General features: G+C 67.2%; 16 protein-coding genes. 8 read left to right on the forward strand and 8 right to left on the reverse strand.

Features of this window, described 5'->3' with window-relative positions:
* Positions 1–78 precede the first annotated feature (78 nt).
* From DIZ26_RS11580 to DIZ26_RS11595, 4 genes are read right to left on the reverse strand one after another with little or no spacing between them, the layout of a single operon-like run.
* Positions 79–816 carry an SIR2 family NAD-dependent protein deacylase gene (locus tag DIZ26_RS11580; RefSeq protein ID WP_112240273.1) on the reverse strand — a complete coding sequence of 246 codons (738 nt, stop codon included), beginning with the start codon at positions 814–816 and terminating at the stop codon, positions 79–81.
* Positions 813–1,373 (reverse strand): GNAT family N-acetyltransferase, encoded by a 561-nt coding sequence (locus DIZ26_RS11585; protein WP_112240275.1) that lies wholly within the window; start codon positions 1,371–1,373, stop codon positions 813–815. The genes DIZ26_RS11580 and DIZ26_RS11585 overlap by 4 nt, the downstream gene beginning before the upstream one ends.
* 43 nt (positions 1,374–1,416) lie before the next feature.
* A complete protein-coding gene (locus DIZ26_RS11590; protein WP_112240277.1) occupies positions 1,417–1,623 on the reverse strand; it encodes a sulfurtransferase TusA family protein in 207 nt (68 codons plus the stop codon).
* The gene (locus DIZ26_RS11595) at positions 1,620–2,759 is read right to left on the reverse strand and encodes a cysteine desulfurase family protein (RefSeq protein ID WP_232828272.1); all 1,140 of its coding nucleotides are present in this window, start codon (positions 2,757–2,759) and stop codon (positions 1,620–1,622) included. The genes DIZ26_RS11590 and DIZ26_RS11595 overlap by 4 nt, the downstream gene beginning before the upstream one ends.
* Before the next feature lie 94 nt (positions 2,760–2,853).
* Here DIZ26_RS11595 and ctaC point away from each other — a divergent pair, with 94 nt between their 5' ends.
* The 6 genes from ctaC to DIZ26_RS11625 all read left to right on the forward strand — a co-directional run bounded on the left by ctaC (position 2,854) and on the right by DIZ26_RS11625 (position 11,132).
* Positions 2,854–3,753 (forward strand): aa3-type cytochrome oxidase subunit II, encoded by a 900-nt coding sequence (gene ctaC, locus DIZ26_RS11600; protein WP_112240281.1) that lies wholly within the window; start codon positions 2,854–2,856, stop codon positions 3,751–3,753.
* A gap of 26 nt (positions 3,754–3,779) precedes the next feature.
* Positions 3,780–5,516 carry an aa3-type cytochrome oxidase subunit I gene (ctaD, locus tag DIZ26_RS11605; protein WP_198676076.1) on the forward strand — a complete coding sequence of 579 codons (1,737 nt, stop codon included), beginning with the start codon at positions 3,780–3,782 and terminating at the stop codon, positions 5,514–5,516.
* Positions 5,513–5,908 (forward strand): cytochrome c oxidase subunit 4, encoded by a 396-nt coding sequence (locus DIZ26_RS11610; protein WP_112240285.1) that lies wholly within the window; start codon positions 5,513–5,515, stop codon positions 5,906–5,908. Before ctaD ends, DIZ26_RS11610 begins: the two co-directional genes overlap by 4 nt.
* 234 nt (positions 5,909–6,142) lie before the next feature.
* Positions 6,143–7,339 (forward strand): L,D-transpeptidase, encoded by a 1,197-nt coding sequence (locus DIZ26_RS11615; RefSeq protein WP_232828273.1) that lies wholly within the window; start codon positions 6,143–6,145, stop codon positions 7,337–7,339.
* 267 nt (positions 7,340–7,606) lie between these two features.
* On the forward strand, positions 7,607–9,376 hold the full coding sequence (locus DIZ26_RS11620; RefSeq protein ID WP_232828274.1) for an ABC transporter ATP-binding protein: 1,770 nt from the start codon (positions 7,607–7,609) through the stop codon (positions 9,374–9,376).
* Positions 9,369–11,132 (forward strand): ABC transporter ATP-binding protein, encoded by a 1,764-nt coding sequence (locus tag DIZ26_RS11625; RefSeq protein ID WP_112240289.1) that lies wholly within the window; start codon positions 9,369–9,371, stop codon positions 11,130–11,132. Before DIZ26_RS11620 ends, DIZ26_RS11625 begins: the two co-directional genes overlap by 8 nt.
* A gap of 600 nt (positions 11,133–11,732) precedes the next feature.
* On the opposite strand, the gene qcrB is transcribed toward DIZ26_RS11625, so the two are convergent.
* Genes qcrB through ctaE form a run of 4 tightly spaced genes read right to left on the reverse strand, consistent with a single transcriptional unit; the run spans position 11,733 to position 16,055 of the window.
* A complete protein-coding gene (qcrB, locus tag DIZ26_RS11630; protein ID WP_112240291.1) occupies positions 11,733–13,439 on the reverse strand; it encodes a cytochrome bc1 complex cytochrome b subunit in 1,707 nt (568 codons plus the stop codon).
* A complete protein-coding gene (qcrA, locus tag DIZ26_RS11635; RefSeq protein WP_232828324.1) occupies positions 13,436–14,434 on the reverse strand; it encodes a cytochrome bc1 complex Rieske iron-sulfur subunit in 999 nt (332 codons plus the stop codon). The genes qcrB and qcrA overlap by 4 nt, the downstream gene beginning before the upstream one ends.
* Before the next feature lie 44 nt (positions 14,435–14,478).
* Entirely contained in the window at positions 14,479–15,345 is an 867-nt protein-coding gene (gene qcrC, locus DIZ26_RS11640; RefSeq protein ID WP_112240295.1) for a cytochrome bc1 complex diheme cytochrome c subunit, read from the reverse strand.
* The gene (gene ctaE / locus DIZ26_RS11645; protein ID WP_198676077.1) at positions 15,342–16,055 is read right to left on the reverse strand and encodes an aa3-type cytochrome oxidase subunit III; all 714 of its coding nucleotides are present in this window, start codon (positions 16,053–16,055) and stop codon (positions 15,342–15,344) included. Before ctaE ends, qcrC begins: the two co-directional genes overlap by 4 nt.
* Positions 16,056–16,086: 31 nt before the next feature.
* Here ctaE and DIZ26_RS11650 point away from each other — a divergent pair, with 31 nt between their 5' ends.
* Positions 16,087–17,004 carry a cytochrome c oxidase assembly protein gene (locus tag DIZ26_RS11650; protein WP_112240299.1) on the forward strand — a complete coding sequence of 306 codons (918 nt, stop codon included), beginning with the start codon at positions 16,087–16,089 and terminating at the stop codon, positions 17,002–17,004.
* Between the two features lie 58 nt (positions 17,005–17,062).
* Positions 17,063–17,479, forward strand: a complete 417-nt coding sequence (locus tag DIZ26_RS11655; RefSeq protein WP_112240301.1) for an Rv3143 family two-component system response regulator — start codon at positions 17,063–17,065, stop codon at positions 17,477–17,479.
* Positions 17,480–17,486 lie beyond the last annotated feature (7 nt).

The following is a 17,486-nucleotide window of genomic DNA, read 5'->3' on the forward strand; positions in this document are numbered from 1 at the left end:
TGCCCGGACGCTAACCCCGCCTCCCGCCGTGGGGAACGCCTCAAAGGTCGCGTTCAGGTAACGGCCGAACCTTGGTGGTCAGCCGACCAGGGCGGGGAGGGTGGTTTCGATGGGGGTGGTGAGGGTGGCGGTGGCTTCCTCGGCGTACGGGGTGGGGGTGGCGTTGAGGATGACGAGGGGGGTGCCGGACTGGAGGGCGAGGTCGCAGAGGCCGGCGGCTGGGTAGACCTGGAGGGAGGTGCCGATGGCGAGGAAGAGGTCGGCGGATTGGGTGGCGGCGACGGCTGCCTCGAGGACTTGCTCGTCGAGGGACTGGCCGAAGGAGACCGTCGCCGACTTGAGGATGCCGCCGCAGATCTCGCAGGCCGGGTCCTCGTCGCCTGCGGAGAGCCGGGGGAGGACTTCGTCCATCGGCATGCGACGTGCGCAGGACAGGCAGTCGACGAAGCGGACGGTGCCGTGCAACTCGTGCACCAGGGCGGGGGACGAACCGGCCTTCTGGTGCAGGCCGTCGATGTTCTGGGTTGCGATTCCGGTCAGTCGGCCCTGCTTTTCCAACTCGACCAGGGCGAGATGACCCGGGTTCGGCTCGGCGGTCCACATCGGCGCGGCGAGGCGGAACTTCCACGCCTCCACCCGGACCGCCGGCGAAGCGACGTACTCGTCGATGTCGAACATCACGCTCGCCGCGGGGTTCTTGGTCCACAACCCCTGCGGCCCGCGGAAGTCCGGGATGCCGGAGGCGGTGGAGATCCCGGCCCCGGTCAGTACGGCGATCCGCTCGGCCTTCGCGACGAGTTCCTCGGCAGTGGTCACGCCTCCGAAAGTACTGCCTTCCACTCGGGCGCCAGCACCGACATCACGATCGAGTCGAACCACTCGCCGTCCCAGCGCAGCGCGTCCCGGCGTACCCCTTCGACGACGAAACCCGCCTTCTCGTAGGCCCGCCGCGCGCGCGAATTGAAGGAGTAGACGCCGAGCTCGATCCGGTGCAGCCCGAGGACCTCGATCCCGTACCCGACGATCAGCCGGGTCGCCTCGGTACCCAGTCCACGCCCCTGGCCACCAGGCCCGATCAGGATCCGGAAGTTGCAGGACTCGTTGTCCGGATCCCACTCGTTCAGGACGGCCTCGCCGACGGTCTCACCGGTCGCCTTGTCCACGATCGCCAGGTCGAGCCGGTCGGTCTGGTCCTTGCGGGTCCGCATCCACTGCCGAGCCCGCTCCTCGGCGATCTCGCCGTGGCTGCCGGTCAGCCGGCCCACCTCCGGGTCGTCCGTCGCGGCTCTCAAAGCGTCGTAGTCGTCCTCGTCCAAGGGCCGCAGTACGACCAGATCGCCGGTCAGGGTCGGCTTCACCGAGAAGTCAGTCACACACCGCAGTGTTCCAATGGGCTCGTAGCGGTCGCCAACGGATTTAGCTGACGCGGCGTACGACGTACTGCTCGTTCTCGGCGGAGACCAGCTCCTGGGAGCGCATCCGGCACCAGGCGGGGATGTCGGTGGCGGCTGCCGGGTCGTCGGCGAGGACGGTGATCGTGTCGCCGATCGCCACCTTCGAGATGGTCTGGGCGAGTTTGATCACGGGGAGTGGGCAGAGCATGCCGCGGCAGTCGAGCGTCACATGCCCACCTCGGCCCGGATCCGCCGGACGAGGCCCGGAAGGACCGTCGCGAAGCGGTCCACCTCGTCGTGCGTGCTGGTGCGGCCGAGCGAGACGCGGATGTTGCCGTGCGTGAGTACTCCCATCGCGGCCAGCACGTGCGACGGGCGCAGCGTGCTCGAAGTACAGGCTGAGCCGCTCGACACGGCGAAGCCTTCAGCATCGAGAGCGGTCACCAGCGCCTCGCCGTCGACGTACAGGCAGGAGAACGTCAGTACGTGGGGGAGCCGGTCCTCAGGATCGCCGACCACCTCCACGTCGGCGATGTCGTTCGCGATCCGCTGCCGCAGCTCGTCGATCCAGGCGCGGTGCAGCTTGTCGAGCTCATCGGCCTCGGTCAGCCGGGCCTGCAGCGCAGCAGCCGCGGCGAGGATCTCCGGAACGTTCGGATGCCCAGGGGACAGTCCGTCCTCCCTCTCATCCACAGGCCACGTCGGTGCGAGCCGCGTACCTTTCCGTACTGCGAGCAGCCCGACGCCTGCCGGTCCACCCCACTTGTGCGCACTGGCCGTCAACGCCGACCAACCGCCCGGTACTACGTCGTGCCCGATGGAGGCGGCTCCGTCGACGAACAAGGGCACACCGGCTTCGGCGCAAACCTCAGCAGCCCAGGCGATCGGCTGGCGCGTCCCGACCTCGTGGTTCGCCGACTGCAGCGCAGCAACAGCAACCCCGGGCTTGGCCACCTCGGCAGCGAAGGCGTCCCGATCGATCCGGCCGAGCGGATCCACGCCCACCTCCACCGCAGTACCAGCGGCCGCAGCAGCATGCAGCACTGCGGAATGCTCGACGGCCGAGTGAACGACGGTGGACCCCACTCGGCGCCTGGCGCCGGCTACAGCGGCCAAGCCGGCGTGGATCGCAGCTGTGCCCGATGTGGTCAGGTACAGCTCGTCCGGTCGCACACCGACACCCTCTGCGAGCACCGCGCGGGCGTTGTCCAGCAGCAGTCTGGCGGTCCGTCCTTCGTGATGCAGCCGGGCTGGATCCGCCCAGCCCGAATCCACTGCCGACAGCAACATTTCCCGGGCCGCCGGATGCAGCGGTTCGGACGACGCGGCATCTAAATACGCACGCTGGATCCCAGGCTCGGTCACACGGGAAACGCTAAGCCCTACCTATGCGCAGAAGCGTCAGAGGTGTCCAGTAGTGTTCTGTCGTCAGTCTCACCTGGGAAGGGAAAGGCGCCCCGTGGGTTCGAACGGCACGCCCGGAGTCGAGCGCGCAGCTGGTCTGGAGAAGACCGCGGCCGCCGCACGTCCGGCGAAGCGACGCTTGCTGGTTCCGGCGGCGGTAGTGGTCGGCACGTTGCTGCTGACCGGCTGCTCGTCGCAGACCAACGAGCAGTGGAAGCGACTCGGCCTGCCCGAGGGCGCTTCGGACCGGACCGAGGCGATGAAGAGCCTCTGGATCGGCGCCTGGATCGCCGCCCTCATCATCGGTGTGATGGTGTGGGGCCTGATCCTCTTTGCGGTCGTCCGCTATCGCAAGCGCAACGAAGACGCGCCCCGGCAGACGCGGTACAACCTGCCGCTCGAGGTGCTGTACACACTCGCCCCGTTCGCCATCATCGGTGTGCTGTTCTTCTACACCGTCGAGCACGGCAACGAGATCACGAAGATGTCCGACAACCCGTCGCACACCATCAACGTGGTCGGCCAGCAATGGCAGTGGACCTTCAACTACAAGGACACGGTCGACGGTCAGCAGGGCGTCTGGGAGACCGGCACCCTCGACAAGCCGGCCGAGCTGTGGCTGCCGCAGGGCGAGTCGGTGCACTTCGACCTGACCTCGCCGGACGTCATCCACTCCTTCTGGGTGCCTTCGTTCTACTTCAAGCTGGACGTCATCCCGGGCCGCACCAACAAGCTCGAGCTGACCCCGACCAAGACCGGCACCTTCGCGGGTAAGTGCGCGGAGCTGTGTGGTCTCTACCACAGCCGGATGGTGTTCACCGTCAAGGTGGTCACGCCCGATGAGTACAAGGCGCACCTGGAAGACCTGGCCCGCCGCGGCCAGACCGGCGCCGCGACCGGTGGCCAGGACGCGACCACCATTCCGGGCCACCCGGGCAAGGAGGGCGAGAAGTGACCGACTTCGCCGAGCGCACAGGCGGCATCGCGGCGACCGCGGTCCTGCCGCGCCGACGGACCAAGGGCCAGATCGCGGTCAAGTGGCTGACCACCACCGACCACAAGCTGATCGGCCACCTCTACCTGATCACCTCGTTCATCTTCTTCCTGATCGGCGGCGTGATGGCGCTGCTGATCCGCGCCGAGCTGGCCAAGCCGGGGCTGCAGATCGTGAACGAAGAGGTCTACAACCAGCTCTTCACCATGCACGGCACGATCATGCTGCTGCTGTTCGCGACGCCGCTGTTCGTCGGCTTCGCGAACGTGATCATGCCGGTCCAGATCGGCGCCCCCGACGTCGCGTTCCCGCGACTCAACATGTTCAGCTTCTGGCTGTTCCTCTTCGGCGGACTCATCACGCTGTCCGGCTTCTTCACTCCCGGTGGCGCGGCCGACTTCGGCTGGTTCGCCTACGCCCCGCTGTCCAACGCGGTCCGCTCGCCGGGCATCGGCGGTGACCTGTGGATCATGGGTCTGTGGATGGCCGGTCTGGGCACGATCCTCGGTGCGGTCAACTTCGTCACCACCGTGATCACCATGCGTGCGCCCGGTATGACGATGTTCCGGATGCCGATCTTCACCTGGAACATCCTGGTGACGTCGATCCTCGTACTGATCGCCTTCCCGATCCTGGCCGGCGCGCTGCTGATGCTGGAGGCGGATCGAGCCTTGGGGGCTCACGTCTTCGACGCGGCCAACGGCGGTCCACTGCTGTGGCAGCACTTGTTCTGGTTCTTCGGGCATCCCGAGGTCTACATCATCGCGCTGCCGTTCTTCGGCATCATCACCGAGATCCTGCCGGTGTTCAGCCGCAAGCCCGTCTTCGGCTACATCGGCCTGGTCGGCGCGACCCTGTGGATCGCGGTCCTCTCGGTGGCGGTGTGGGCGCACCACATGTTCGTCACCGGCGCGGTGAACCTGCCGTTCTTCTCCTTCATGACGTTCTTGATCGCGGTGCCGACCGGGGTGAAGTTCTTCAACTGGATAGGGACGATGTGGGGCGGGTCGGTGTCGTTCGACACCCCGATGCTCTGGTCGATCGGCTTCCTGACGACCTTCCTCTTCGGCGGTCTCACCGGCGTCATCCTGGCCTCACCGGCCCTGGACTACCAGCTGTCCGACTCGTACTTCGTGGTCGCGCACTTCCACTACGTCGTGTTCGGCACGGTGGTGTTCGCGATGTTCGCGGGCTTCTACTTCTGGTGGCCGAAGATGACCGACGAGAAGCTCGGCAAGCTGCACTTCTGGCTGCTGTTCATCGGCTTCCACACGACGTTCCTGGTGCAGCACTGGCTCGGCGTCGAGGGGATGCCGCGGCGCTACGCGTCGTACGGGGCCAATGAAGGCTTCACCACGCTGAACGAGGTGTCCAGCGTCGGTGCGTTCATCCTGGGCCTGTCGATGCTGCCGTTCTTCTACAACGTCTACAAGTCGCGGAAGGCGCCTCTGGTCGGTGTCGACGACCCGTGGGGCTGGGGCCGGTCGCTGGAGTGGGCGACCAGTTCGCCGCCTCCGCGGCACAACTTCCTGCAGTTGCCGCGGATCCGGTCCGAGAGCCCCGCTTTCGACCTGCACCACCCAGAGATCGCGATGGCGGAGTACGGCGATTCCGGCGCGCCCCGCGACAACCTGCTCGACGCCGGCGAGGACCAGGGCCGCGTCGAGAACCTTGAACGCAACATCAGCGCCGGTACCGGCGTGGACGGGGAGGGCAAGGCATGAAGGCTGAGGCCTGGGTCTTCGGCATCCTGACGGTGTTCGTCCTCATCGTCACGCCGATCTACTGGCTCATGTCGGAGGACCCGACCGGCACCACCGCCCTGGTGATGACGTTCTTCCTCTCCCTGCTGGTGGCGTTCTACCTCAGCGTGACCGGGCGCCGGATGGACGCCCGGCCGGAGGACCGCAAGGAAGCCGAGATCGTGGAAGGCGCCGGCGAGCTCGGCTTCTTCCCGCCGTACTCCTGGTGGCCGCTGTACTGCGCCGGCACGCTGGCGATCGTCGTCCTCGGCATCGTGTTCGGCTGGTGGCTGTTCATCGTCGGCTGCGGTCTCGGCATCGTCACGCTGTCGGGCTTCATCTTCGAGTACTACCGCGGGGACCACGCGCACTGAGCGTGCGCCGGTGCGCCGGTGCGCCGCAATTTCATAGAAAACCGAACCAAACCGTTCTGCACAACGTCACCAGTACAGCGGGCCGTGGGGGCCTCGCCGTGCTGGTGACGTGCAGTGCGTGGGTAGGACCGCCGGGCAAGCTACCCTTGCCCGGCGGGAATTTCGTTGACAGGGGAGTTCAGGGTGCTGAGTAGTACGGTGCGGAAACACGGCCTGGCCGTGGCTGGGGTATGCATGATGCTGCTGATCGGCACGGCTTGCAGTGACACCAAGTCGGCTGATTCGCCGCCCGCAGGTGGCTCGAAGAGTAGCTCCACGCCCGGCGCCTCGACTACTCCCGGTGACGACAGCAGCAAGCCTGCCGACGACCCGGCCGCCGCGAACATCAAGATCGTCCCGGCGAAGGGCGCTTCCGCCGTACGGCCGGACAAGCCTGTGACCGTCACCACCACGGCCGGCACCATCCAGGACGTCACCCTCAAGGACGACGACGGCGACAAGGTCTCCGGCACCTTCAACTCCGAGAAGTCGCAGTGGACGTCCGAGGAAGGCCTCAAGCCCGGCGCGACGTACACGGTCTCCGGGACGGCGCAGGGCACCGACGGCAAGAGCATCGAGATCGACTCCACCTTCACGACGCTGTCCGCGGGCAGCAGCCTGAAAGCCTCGGTCGCCCCGCTGAACGGTGAGACCGTCGGCGTCGCGATGCCGATCCAGATCTTCTGGAACCGCTCGGTCACCGACAAGGCTGCCGTCGAGAAGCGGCTCAAGGTCACCACGTCGGTCCCGGTCGAGGGCACCTGGCACTGGATGAACAGCAAGCAGGTGAACTACCGCCCGAAGGTCTACTGGCCGGCCGGTACCAAGGTCACCGTCGACGTGAACACCCAGGGCGTCAACGCCGGCGGCAACGTCTGGGGCTCCTCGAGCCGCAAGATCAGCTTCACGATCGGCAAGTCGGTCGTGTCCCACGTCGACGTCAAGAAGCACCAGATGACCGTCACGATCGACGGCAAGCTGGCCCGGACCATCCCGATCACCGCGGGCAAGGACGGGTTCACCACCCGCTCCGGCGTGAAGGTCATCATGGAGAAGTACCGGACCAAGCGGATGGACGCCCGGACCATCGGCATCAAGCCCGGTGACCCGAACTACTACGACATCCACGACGTCCAGTGGGCCCAGCGCGTCACCAGCTCGGGCGAGTTCGTCCACGGCGCCCCCTGGTCCTCCGGCAGCCAGGGCAGCGCCAACGTCAGCCACGGCTGCGTCGGCATGAGCCTCAAGGACGCCCAGTGGTACTTCGGCCAGACGCTGCGGGGCGACCCCGTCATCGTCACCGGCACCGCCCGCCCAATGGAGACCGGCAACGGCTGGACCGACTGGAACCAGTCCTACAGCTCCTACAAGGCAGGCTCCGCCCTCGCCTGACGCCTCGGGACCCGGCTGGCGACCTCCCCGCCTCGGGACCCGGCCGGCGGGCTCCCGCCGGCCCGGGTTGCTGGGGTCGTACCGCCAGCCAGGCAGTGCCTCGCGTCCTGGTCCCCTGCGTCGTCCGGCCAAGCGTGGCGCCAGGCGAAGCCGCGCACCACTGCCTGGCTGGGCGAACGCCCTATCCGGTAGGCTGAACCTCCTTGTGAATGCAATCACAAACCGGAGGGCTGCAGGATGGTGGCTGTACGGCGGTGGTTGGACCGGATGCCGGAGACCTGGGTCCCGCCCGCGGCAGCTGATCTGACGAGCTCGTATCGCTTCCTCTTCTGGCTGACCCGGTCGCAGTCGAGGCGGGTCGCCGTGGGGGCGGCGTTGGGCACCTGCTGGACGGTTGGCCTCGCAGTACCGCCCTGGGTGCTGTCTCGTGCGGTGGACGAGGGCCTCGTCGCCCGTGACACGTCCGCTCTCATCGCCTGGGCTCTCGTACTGCTCCTGGTCGGTGTGCTGAACGCCCTGCTGGGCATCAGCCGGCATCGCACAATGACCAAAATCCGAATGGACGCGTCGTTCCGGACGGTCCGGGCCACGGTGTGGCACACCTCCCGCCTGGGCGCCTCCCTGGCGCGCCGGGTCAGCGCCGGCGAGGTGGTGACCGTCGGCATCGCTGACGCCCAGACCGTCGCGCAAGCATTGACGGTGACGGGCCCTGGCGTCGGCGCGGTGATCGCGTACGCCGTCGTGGCCGTCGTGCTGTTCACCATTTCGCCGCTGCTGGCCGCAGTGGTTCTCGCCGGCGTTCCGCTGCTTGCTGTCGCTGTCGGCCCGTTCCTGCGACGCATCCAGCACACCGGCACGGAGTACAGGTTCCAGCAAGGGCGGCTGACGACACGGCTGGTCGACGTACTGGCCGGGCTTCGTGTGCTCAACGGGCTCGGCGGGAAGACGTTTGTGGCCGAACGGTATGAACGGCAGTCACAGGGGCTCGTGGGTCGCGGCTACCGTGTCGCCGGACCGTCGAGTTGGGTGGGTGCCTTGTCGACCGGGTTGCCGGCCCTCTTCCTGGCCGCCGTCGTCTGGTTGTCGGCGAGGATGGCTGCTGCGGGCGACATCACCATCGGAGACCTCGTCGCGGTCTACGGCTACGTGGCTGTGCTCGCCGTTCCGGTGGCTTTCTTCATCGAAGGCAGCGGCGACATTGCTCGTGCCCGGGTCGCTGGGCAGCGAATCATCGATCTGCTGAACCTGCCGGTACCGCGCCGCCACGACCACTCTGCGGTCGCGATCCCGCCCGGCTGTGGTCCGCTGGCTGACCCGGCGTCCGGCGTGGTCATTCGTCCCGGCAGCTTCACCGCATTGGTAGCTGCCCGGCCGGCCGAGGCGGTCACGGTGATCGAGCGACTCGGACACCTGACCATCGACCCCCAGGCCGGTGCCCAGGCGGGTGCCCAGGCCGGTGCTCAGGCCGGTGTGACCTGGGCAGGGGTGCCGGTGGCGGATGTCGCCGACGAAGAATTCAGGCAGCGATTGGTTGTCGCTGACAACCATGCCGAGGTCTTCGCCGGTACGGCGCGGGAGATCGTCGCTGGACGTCTCGATGCTGACGACGACCGGATCCGTACTGCGCTGTACACCGCCGTGGCCGAGGACGTCGTGGAAGCGCTGGCCGGTGGTCTGGACGGGGTGATCGCCGCCGGCGCAAGCGACCTCTCTGGTGGCCAACGGCAACGTCTCCAGCTCGCACGTGCGGTGTACGCCGCCCCCGATGTCCTGCTGGCCATCGATCCGACCTCGGCGGTCGACGCCACCACCGAAGCCGCCATGATCGATCGACTCCAGGAAGCCCGGCGGGGTAGGACCACTGTCATCACAACAGCGTCCCCACTCGTGCTCGACCGTGCCGACGAGGTCATCCTCCTGGTCGACGGTCACGCCGCATCGGTCGGTACGCACGCTGACCTTCTGCGCAACGATTCCTGCTATCGCGAGCTGGTGTCTCGCACTCAGAACGATGGTGAGCAGGTGGCCGATGAATAGACAGCTGCCGATCGCAGGACCAGCCGAGGTCCGTGCTGCCGCCGTACGAGATCTGCGGGCGGACCGCGGTGCGGTCGCCGGGCTCATCCTCGTCAATGGGCTGGCCTCGGCAGCAGGGCTGGTCGGTCCGTGGCTGCTGGGCCGAATCATCGACACGATCCAAACCAGGTCCGGATCCGGTGACGTACTCAGCACGGTGGACCGGCTGGCGTTCGGCGCGCTGGTGTTCACCATCGTGCAGACGGTCTTGACGTGGTGGGCTCTCAAGATCGGGTACCGGTTCGGTGAACGCACCGCAGCACGCGTTCGGGAACGCTTCTTGCAGCGGACCTTGGCACTACCGGCGCGAAGGGCGGACCAGCTTCCTACCGGCGACCTGATCGCCCGCGGCAGCACTGATGCTTCGCGGGTGGCGCTGACTCTGCGATCGGCCGTGCCCGAGGTTCTCGTGGCCATCGTCCACGCCTTGTTCCTCATCGTCGCGGTGCTGGTGCTCGACGTGCGGCTCGGGCTCTGCGGGCTGGTGTGCCTGTTCGGTGTCGGGGCGGCCGTGCGGTGGTATCTGCGACGTGCCAGGCCGGCTTATCTGGCAGTCGCCGCAGCTGGTGCCGAGCTGGCCGATGTCGTGGCCAGTACTGCGAAGGGCGCGCGCACGATCCAGCTGCTCGGGCTGGAGGACCGTCGGACCGAGGCCACGGAGTCCGCCATCACCCGAGCGAGATCCGCCTACCTAGGGGCTTTGTGGCTGCGAACGGTGCTGTTTCCGTGGTCTGAGGTCTCGTTGGGCCTGCCGGTGGCCGCAGTGCTTCTCGCGGGAGGTGGGCTCTACCTGCATGGCTCGGTCAGTCTCGGAGTCGTGGTGACGGCCACGGTGTACCTGCGCCAGCTGGTCGGTCCGCTCGACACCCTCATGCTGTGGATCGAACAGCTCCAGGGCGCCGGGGCGTCGTACGCTCGTGTCGAAGGACTGGCCGACGTACCAGGGGAGGAAGCCGGGCCTGACGTTGACCCCACCGGCGACCGGATCCAGGTCGAGAACGCGCACTACAGCTACACGGGTGCTCGCGACGTCCTGCGCGGCGTCAATCTCCTTGTGCAGCCGGGGGAGCGGCTGGCCATCGTCGGCACCTCTGGTGCGGGCAAGTCGACGCTGGCCCGTCTCCTCGCCGGTCTCGACCGTCCTCACACCGGCTCGGTGACCATCGGCGGTACGCCGGTCGCCGACCTCCCGCCCGATCGCGTGCGGGAGCACGTCGTACTCATCACCCAAGATCACCACGTCTTCCACGACACCGTGCGCGACAACCTCCTGATCGCCCGACCGAACGCGACCGACGCAGAACTGCACGCCGCACTGGACGCAGTCGGAGCGGCGTGGCTGGCGGACCTACCGCATGGGCTCGACACCGAACTCGGCGCCGACCACACCCTCGACGGCGCCGCCGCCCAGCAACTCTCACTGGCCCGAGTCGTCCTCGCCGACCCCCACACCCTGATCCTGGACGAGGCCACCGCTCAACTCGACCCCAGAACAGCACGACGTACAGAACAATCCCTGGCAGCCGTACTACGCGGTCGCACGGTGATCGCAATCGCCCACCGCCTCCAAACAGCCCACGACGCGGACAGAATCGCCGTGATGGAGGCCGGCGAACTCGTCGAACTAGGCACCCACACCGAACTGGTCACCGCAAACCGCACCTACGGCAAACTCTGGCACTCCTGGCACGGCCCCTCAGCCCCAGAAACCACCTGAGCGCTCCACCGCCGTTAGCCGAGCGGCAACGGGGGAGGGGAGTGAGGGTAGTTCATCGAACGACTACGAGTCCGTCGGTTGGTGCATCCGGGCTGCCGCCTTCGAGTTGCGACGGGGGAGCGGGGTGGGGAGGGACGGGACGACTGCGAGTCCGTCGGCTGGCGCCTCCGGGTTGCTACCGCCTTCGAGTTGCGACGAGAGAGCGGGGTAGGGAGGGACAGGACGACTGCGAGTCCGTCGGCTGGCGCACCCGGGGTCTGCCGCCTTCGAGCGGCGACGAGGAGTCGAGTGGGGAGGCACCGGACGACTGCGAGTCCGTCGGCTGGACCCGGGGTGCTGTCGCGCGTTCGAGCGGCGACAGGGGAGCCGCGATCCGGGGTGGGAAGCTGGTGGAGGAGGGGAAGCACGTTCGCCGGATGAAGGCCAGCTGGCCCGGCTGGAGCATCCGGGCTCCCGCGCGTTCGTTCGAGCGGCGACGGAGGAGCCGCGACCCCGGGTGGGTGGGAGCGGGCGACGGAGGAGCCCTGCGTGGGGTTTTCCTCGTAGTACAAGAAAAGACCCCGGCTGAGAGGTTCAGCCGGGGTCTTTCGTGGTCCTGGGTCAGTGCTTGGTGATTTGTTCTCGGGCTGTCTCGTCGTCGACCTCGACGGTGCCGGTGAGGCCGGGGACCTCGGCGGCGTGGCCGAGTTCCTCGTGGTCGTCGTGGTGGCCGTGGGCGTGGGCTTCGGCGATTTCTTCGGCGGTCGGCTTCTGGACCGAGTCGGCGAAGTAGAACCGGGAGAGCCGCGCGCGGACCTTGTTGATGGCCCGCTTCGGAGCCCGTACGCCGTTCTCGTCGGTCTCGGGACCGATGTCGAGCGGCAGGATCCGGTCGCGAGCCGTGAGCTCATAGGCCTCGTACGTCGAGATCGGGGTGTGCTTCTCGATGTACTCACCGTGCGGCAACCGCATGATGATGCCCGACTCGAGTCCGTGCAGGATCCGGTCGTTGTCGGAGCGCTGCAGCGAGATCGCGATCCGCCGGGTGGCCCAGAAGGCGAACACCGGACCGAGGAAGATCATCACCCGCAGGAACCAGGTCACGTTGTTCAGCGAGACGCCGAAGTGGGTCGCGATCAGGTCGTTGCCGCCACCGATCCACAGCAGGCCGTAGAAGGTGATGAACGCGGCGCCGATCCCGGTCCGGGTCGGCATGTTGCGCGGCCGGTCCAGCAGGTGATGTTCGCGCTTGTCGCCGGTGATCCACTGCTCGATGAACGGATACAGGGCCACCAGGGTGACGAACGCGGGCGGGATGATCAGCGCCGGTATCAGCAGGTTCCAGCTGAGCGTGACGCCCCAGAAATGGGACTCGAATCCCGGCATCAGGCGCACGGAGCCCTCCAGCCAGCCCATGTACCAGTCGGGCTGGGAGCCCGCGGTGACCTCGGCCGGGTTGTACGGACCGTAGAGCCACACCGGGTTGATCTGGAGCAGCGCGCCCATCAGCGCGGTGACGCCGAAGACGACGAAGAAGAAGCCGCCGGCCTTCGCCATGTACACCGGCATCAGCGGGTAGCCGACCACGTTCTTCTCGGTCCGCCCGGGGCCGGGGTACTGCGTGTGCTTGTGGTAGACGACCAGGAAGAGGTGCGCCGTCACGAGCGCCAGGATCAGACCCGGGATGAGCAGGACGTGGATGGTGAAGAACCGGGAGACGAACTCGTTGCCCGGGAACTCGCCACCGAAGATGAAGAAGCTCAGGTACGTGCCGATCACCGGCGACGCCTGGATCATGCCCTGGGTGATGCGCAGACCGGTTCCGGACAGCAGGTCGTCGGGGAGGCCGTAGCCGATGAAGCCCTCGATGATGCCGAGGAACAGCATCCCGAAGCCGATCACCCAGTTCAGCTCACGCGGCTTGCGGAACGCACCGGTGAAGAAGATGCGCAGCAGGTGGACCATCATCGAGGCGACGAACAGCACGGCCGCCCAGTGGTGGATCTGCCGCATCAGCAGGCCACCGCGGACGTCGAAGGTGATGTCCAGCGTGGAGGCGTAGGCCTCCGACATGTGCAGGCCCTTGAGCAGGCTGTACGAGCCCTGGTACTCGACCTCGCCCATCGACGGCTTGAACCACAGGGTCAGGAAGATGCCGGTCAGGATCAGGATGATGAAGCTGTAGAGCGCGATCTCACCGAGCATGAACGACCAGTGGTCGGGGAAGACCTTCCGCAGGTTCTTCTTGCCGATCTTGCCGATGCCGAGACGGTCATCGACCCACTTGACCGGTGGTGGGAAGTCTTTCGTCGTGGACACTGTTGTCACCCTCGTTCCCAGAAGCTCGGGCCAACCGGCTCGGTGAAGCCGCTCTGCGCGACCAGGTAGCCCTCCGCGTCCACTGCCAACGGTAGCTGAGGCAGCGGGCGGGCGGCAGGGCCGAAGACGACCTTGGCCCCGTCGGCCAGGTCGAAGGTCGACTGGTGGCACGGGCAGAGCACGTGGTGGGTCTGCTGCTCGTACAGCGAGATCGGGCAGCCGACGTGGGTGCAGATCTTGGAGTAGCACAGGATCCCGTCGACGCCCCAGTTCTCCCGGCCCGCGGGGACCCGGATCTCGTTCGGGGCGATCCGTACCACGATCACCGAGGCCTTCGCCTTGGCGTTCTGGTACTCGACCGCGCTCTCCTCCTGCATCGGCGCCAGGTTCGCGGGCGCCGCGTTGACCAGCTGGCCGACGATCAGGTCGGACGGCTTGATCGGGCGCAGGGTGACGTCGTTGACGACGCGGATGCCCTTGGCCCAGATCGTGTTGTAGAGGCTCCGGCCGGGCAGCGGACCGAGGTCACGCAGCATCACGATGGCCGGCAGGCCGAGCAGGCCCATCGCGCCGATCAGCGACCGGCGGATCAGCTTGCGGCGGGTGAAGCCGGACTCGGCGACGCCCACCTGGAAGCCCTCGATGATGTCGGCCTTCTGGGCCGGCGAGGAGTGCGCGTCGTGCCGCTCCTCGGAGATCTCGGTGTCGACCATCAGCTTCTTGGCCCACTGGATCGCGCCGGCGCCGATCATGAACAGCGCCAGGCCGAGGCACAGGCCGATGACCAGGTTGTTCGCGTTGCCGGACAGCGGGCCGAACTCGAGCGTGGAGTCGCGCGGAATCGCGAAGTACGCGACGCAGGAACCCAGTGCGAGCAGGCCGGCCAGACTGAACAGCGTCGCGACCTGGCGCTCGACCCGGTCGGCAGCCTTCGGGTCGATATCGGTGATCCGCGGCTCGTGCGGCTCGATACCCGGATCCGGGATCGGCTCCGCAACCACCACGCTGCTGTCGTGCTCACCAGGTACTACGGGGAGCTTCTCGTCACTCACTCTGCCTTCACTCCCTTGGCCTTGACGCCCTTGGCGCCGATCCAGACCGCCACGCAGACGAGCAGGCCGATACCGACCAGCCAGCCCCACAGACCCTCCGAGACCGGGCCGAGCCGGCCGAGACCGAAGCCACCGGGGTCCTTCTGCTGCTGCAACGCGTTCAGGTACGCGATCACGTCACGCTTGTCTTCCGGCCGCAGTACCTGGTCGGAGAAGACCGGCATCTGCTGCGGACCGGTCAGCATCGCTTCGTAGATGTGCTTGGGGTCGACGTTCATCAGCGACGGCGCGTACTTGCCGCCGGGCAGCGCACCGCCACGGCCGGCGAAGTTGTGGCACGCCGTGCAGTTGGTGCGGAACAGCTCGCCACCGCGGGTGATCTGCTCGTCGGTCGCCTTGCTGATGTCGTACGACTCCTCGGCCGGTACCGCCGGGCCGGGGGCCAGGGACGCGACGTACGCCGCCAGGGCCTCGATCTCCGCGGGCGTGTACGCCGGGGTCTTGCGCGGGATCTGGGCGCCGGGCTGCATCGCCGGCATCCGGCCGGTGCCGACCTGGAAGTCGACCGCGGCCGCGCCGACTCCGATCAGGGACGGGCCGGCCTGCTTGCCTTCGCCGTTGCCACCGCCCTCGGCGTTCAGGCCGTGGCAGCTGGCACAGCCGACCGCGAAGAGCTTCTTGCCCTCTTCGATCTGCTGGGACTGGGCCGAGTTGTCCGCCACCGCGTTGTCAGGGGCGAACGCGGCGTACGCGGAGCCCACCGCCAGGAGGCCGAACAGGAGCACGACGAGGCCGGCTGACCGGTGCCGTCGTCGCGCGGAGAGGAAGCGCGCCGGTGACAAGGAAAGTCTCTTCTCACTCATTTGAGCAGGTAGATGGTCGCGAACAGGGCGATCCAGACCACGTCGACGAAGTGCCAGTAGTACGACACGACGATCGCCGAGACGGCCTGTTCGTGGGTGAACTTGCGTGCCATGTACGTCCTGGCGAGGACGAACACGAAAGCGATGAGACCACCAGTCACGTGCAGACCGTGGAACCCGGTGGTCAGGTAGAACACCGATCCGTACGGCGACGACGCGATCGTCACGCCCTCGTGGACCAGCTTGGCGTACTCCGTCACCTGGCCGGCGATGAACACCGCGCCCATCAGGTAGGTGAGGATGAACCACTCACGCATACCCCAGGAGCGGATGTTCGCCAGCGCGCCGGTGCGTCCGACCTTGCCGTGCTCGGCGGCGAAGACGCCGGCCTGGCAGGTGAACGACGACGCGACCAGGATGAACGTGTTCACCGAGGCGAACGGCACGTTCAGCATCGCGGTCGACGCTTCCCACAGGGACTCGGTCCCCGCTGCCGCCGCGGCGGTCGTCACGGACCGGATCGTGAAGTAGGCCGCGAACAGGGCGGCGAAGAACATCAGTTCGCTCGAGAGCCAGACGATCGTGCCGACACTGACCATGCTGGGACGGTCATGGTGTCCGTGTTCACGGGACGCTGGGAGCGCGGTTGCAGTGGCCACGGCGTCATTATGTCGGTCCCGCTGTCCGACAGCACGCCCACCCCCATGCATGTCGGCCACAACCTGTTTCTACTGTGGAAGCGTGCTTCCCCTCCATGCCGGACCAGGCGACCAGATCGCGCCGTTCACCCCGTCGCGTCTGCTCACGGCGTGGACGTTCGAGCCGGTGTTACTCGCAGTGATCATCGTCGTCGGCGGCCTCTACCTGTACGGCGTACATCGCCTTCACGCGCGCGGCGACAAGTGGCCGGTCGGCCGCACTGTCGCCTTCGTCGGACTCGGTCTCGGCAGTGCGGTGATCGCCACCCAGTCCGCTCTCGGCACCTACGACACGGTCCTGATCAGCGTTCACATGGCGCAGCACATGATCCTGTCGATGCTCACCCCGTTGGCGATGGCGCTCGGCGCGCCGGTGACGCTTGCCCTTCGCACCCTTCCCGCCAACCCGCGGAAATGGTTGCTCTCCGTATTGCATTCACGGTTGGCGAAGGTGCTCTGCTTCCCGCTGATCGGCTTTACGCTGTTCGTCCTGAGCCCCTGGGTGCTCTATTTCAGCGGCTGGTACGACGCCACGCTGCGCTCGGCGGTGCTGCACGATCTTCTGCACGTCCACTTCATTGTGGTCGGATCGTTGTTCTTCTGGCCGCTGCTCGGCCTCGATCCGGTCCCCGGCCGGGTGATCTACCCGTTCCGGTTGATGCTCACGTTCCTCACGCTGCCGTTCCACGCCTTCCTCGGCATCACGATCATGTCGGCGAACAAGCTGATCGCGGAGGACTGGTACACCAGCTTCGGCCGGAGCTGGCCGCCGTCACCGCTGCGTGACCAGTACATCGCGGGCGGTCTCCTCTGGGGGTCCGGCGACATCATCGGAATCGTCTTCTTCGCTGTCCTGTTCGTCCAATGGGTGAAGCAGTCGCAGCGCGAAGCCAAGCGCGAGGACCGCCGGCTGGACCGGTTGGAGGAACAGGCGCGCAGAGCCGAGCAGGGTCCCCGGTAGCATTCGCCGTGTTGGTTTCACGTCCACTCGTCACAGACACACAGCTTGGGATGAATCGATGAGCTCAGAGCGTCCGCTGAAGGTGCTGGTCTACAGCGACGACCGTACGACGCGGGAGTCGGTCCGGCTGGCGTTGGGCAAGCGGCCCGCGGCCGATCTGCCCGAGCTCGAGTACTTCGAGTGCGCCACCGAGCCCGCGGTGATCAAGGCCATGGACGCCGGCGGCGTCGACCTGGCGATCCTGGACGGCGAGGCCGTTCCGGCCGGCGGGATGGGGATCGCCCGGCAACTGAAGGACGAGATCTTCCAGTGCCCGCCGGTACTGGTCCTGATCGGCCGCCCGCAGGACGCGTGGCTGGCGACCTGGTCGCGTGCCGAGGCGGCCGTGGCGCACCCGATCGACCCGATCAAGCTGGCCGAGGCGACCGCGGAGCTGCTCCGGGCGCGCGCCGCCAAGCTCCCCGCGACGACCTGACCCGCCG

The sequence above is a fragment of the Kribbella monticola genome, from assembly GCF_003261635.1.
Taxonomy (GTDB): Bacteria; Actinomycetota; Actinomycetes; order Propionibacteriales; family Kribbellaceae; genus Kribbella; species Kribbella monticola.

Excerpts from the sequence above, each read along its gene's own strand:
- DIZ26_RS11620 (WP_232828274.1), top strand. The coding sequence starts at position 7,607 with ATGCCGGAGACCTGGGTCCCGCCCGCGGCAGCTGATCTGACGAGCTCG.
- DIZ26_RS11655 (WP_112240301.1), top strand. The coding sequence starts at position 17,063 with ATGAGCTCAGAGCGTCCGCTGAAGGTGCTGGTCTACAGCGACGACCGT.
- DIZ26_RS11610 (WP_112240285.1), top strand. The coding sequence starts at position 5,513 with ATGAAGGCTGAGGCCTGGGTCTTCGGCATCCTGACGGTGTTCGTCCTC.
- ctaE (WP_198676077.1), bottom strand. The coding sequence starts at position 16,055 with ATGCATGGGGGTGGGCGTGCTGTCGGACAGCGGGACCGACATAATGAC.
- DIZ26_RS11625 (WP_112240289.1), top strand. The coding sequence starts at position 9,369 with ATGAATAGACAGCTGCCGATCGCAGGACCAGCCGAGGTCCGTGCTGCC.
- qcrC (WP_112240295.1), bottom strand. The coding sequence starts at position 15,345 with ATGAGTGAGAAGAGACTTTCCTTGTCACCGGCGCGCTTCCTCTCCGCG.
- DIZ26_RS11615 (WP_232828273.1), top strand. The coding sequence starts at position 6,143 with ATGATGCTGCTGATCGGCACGGCTTGCAGTGACACCAAGTCGGCTGAT.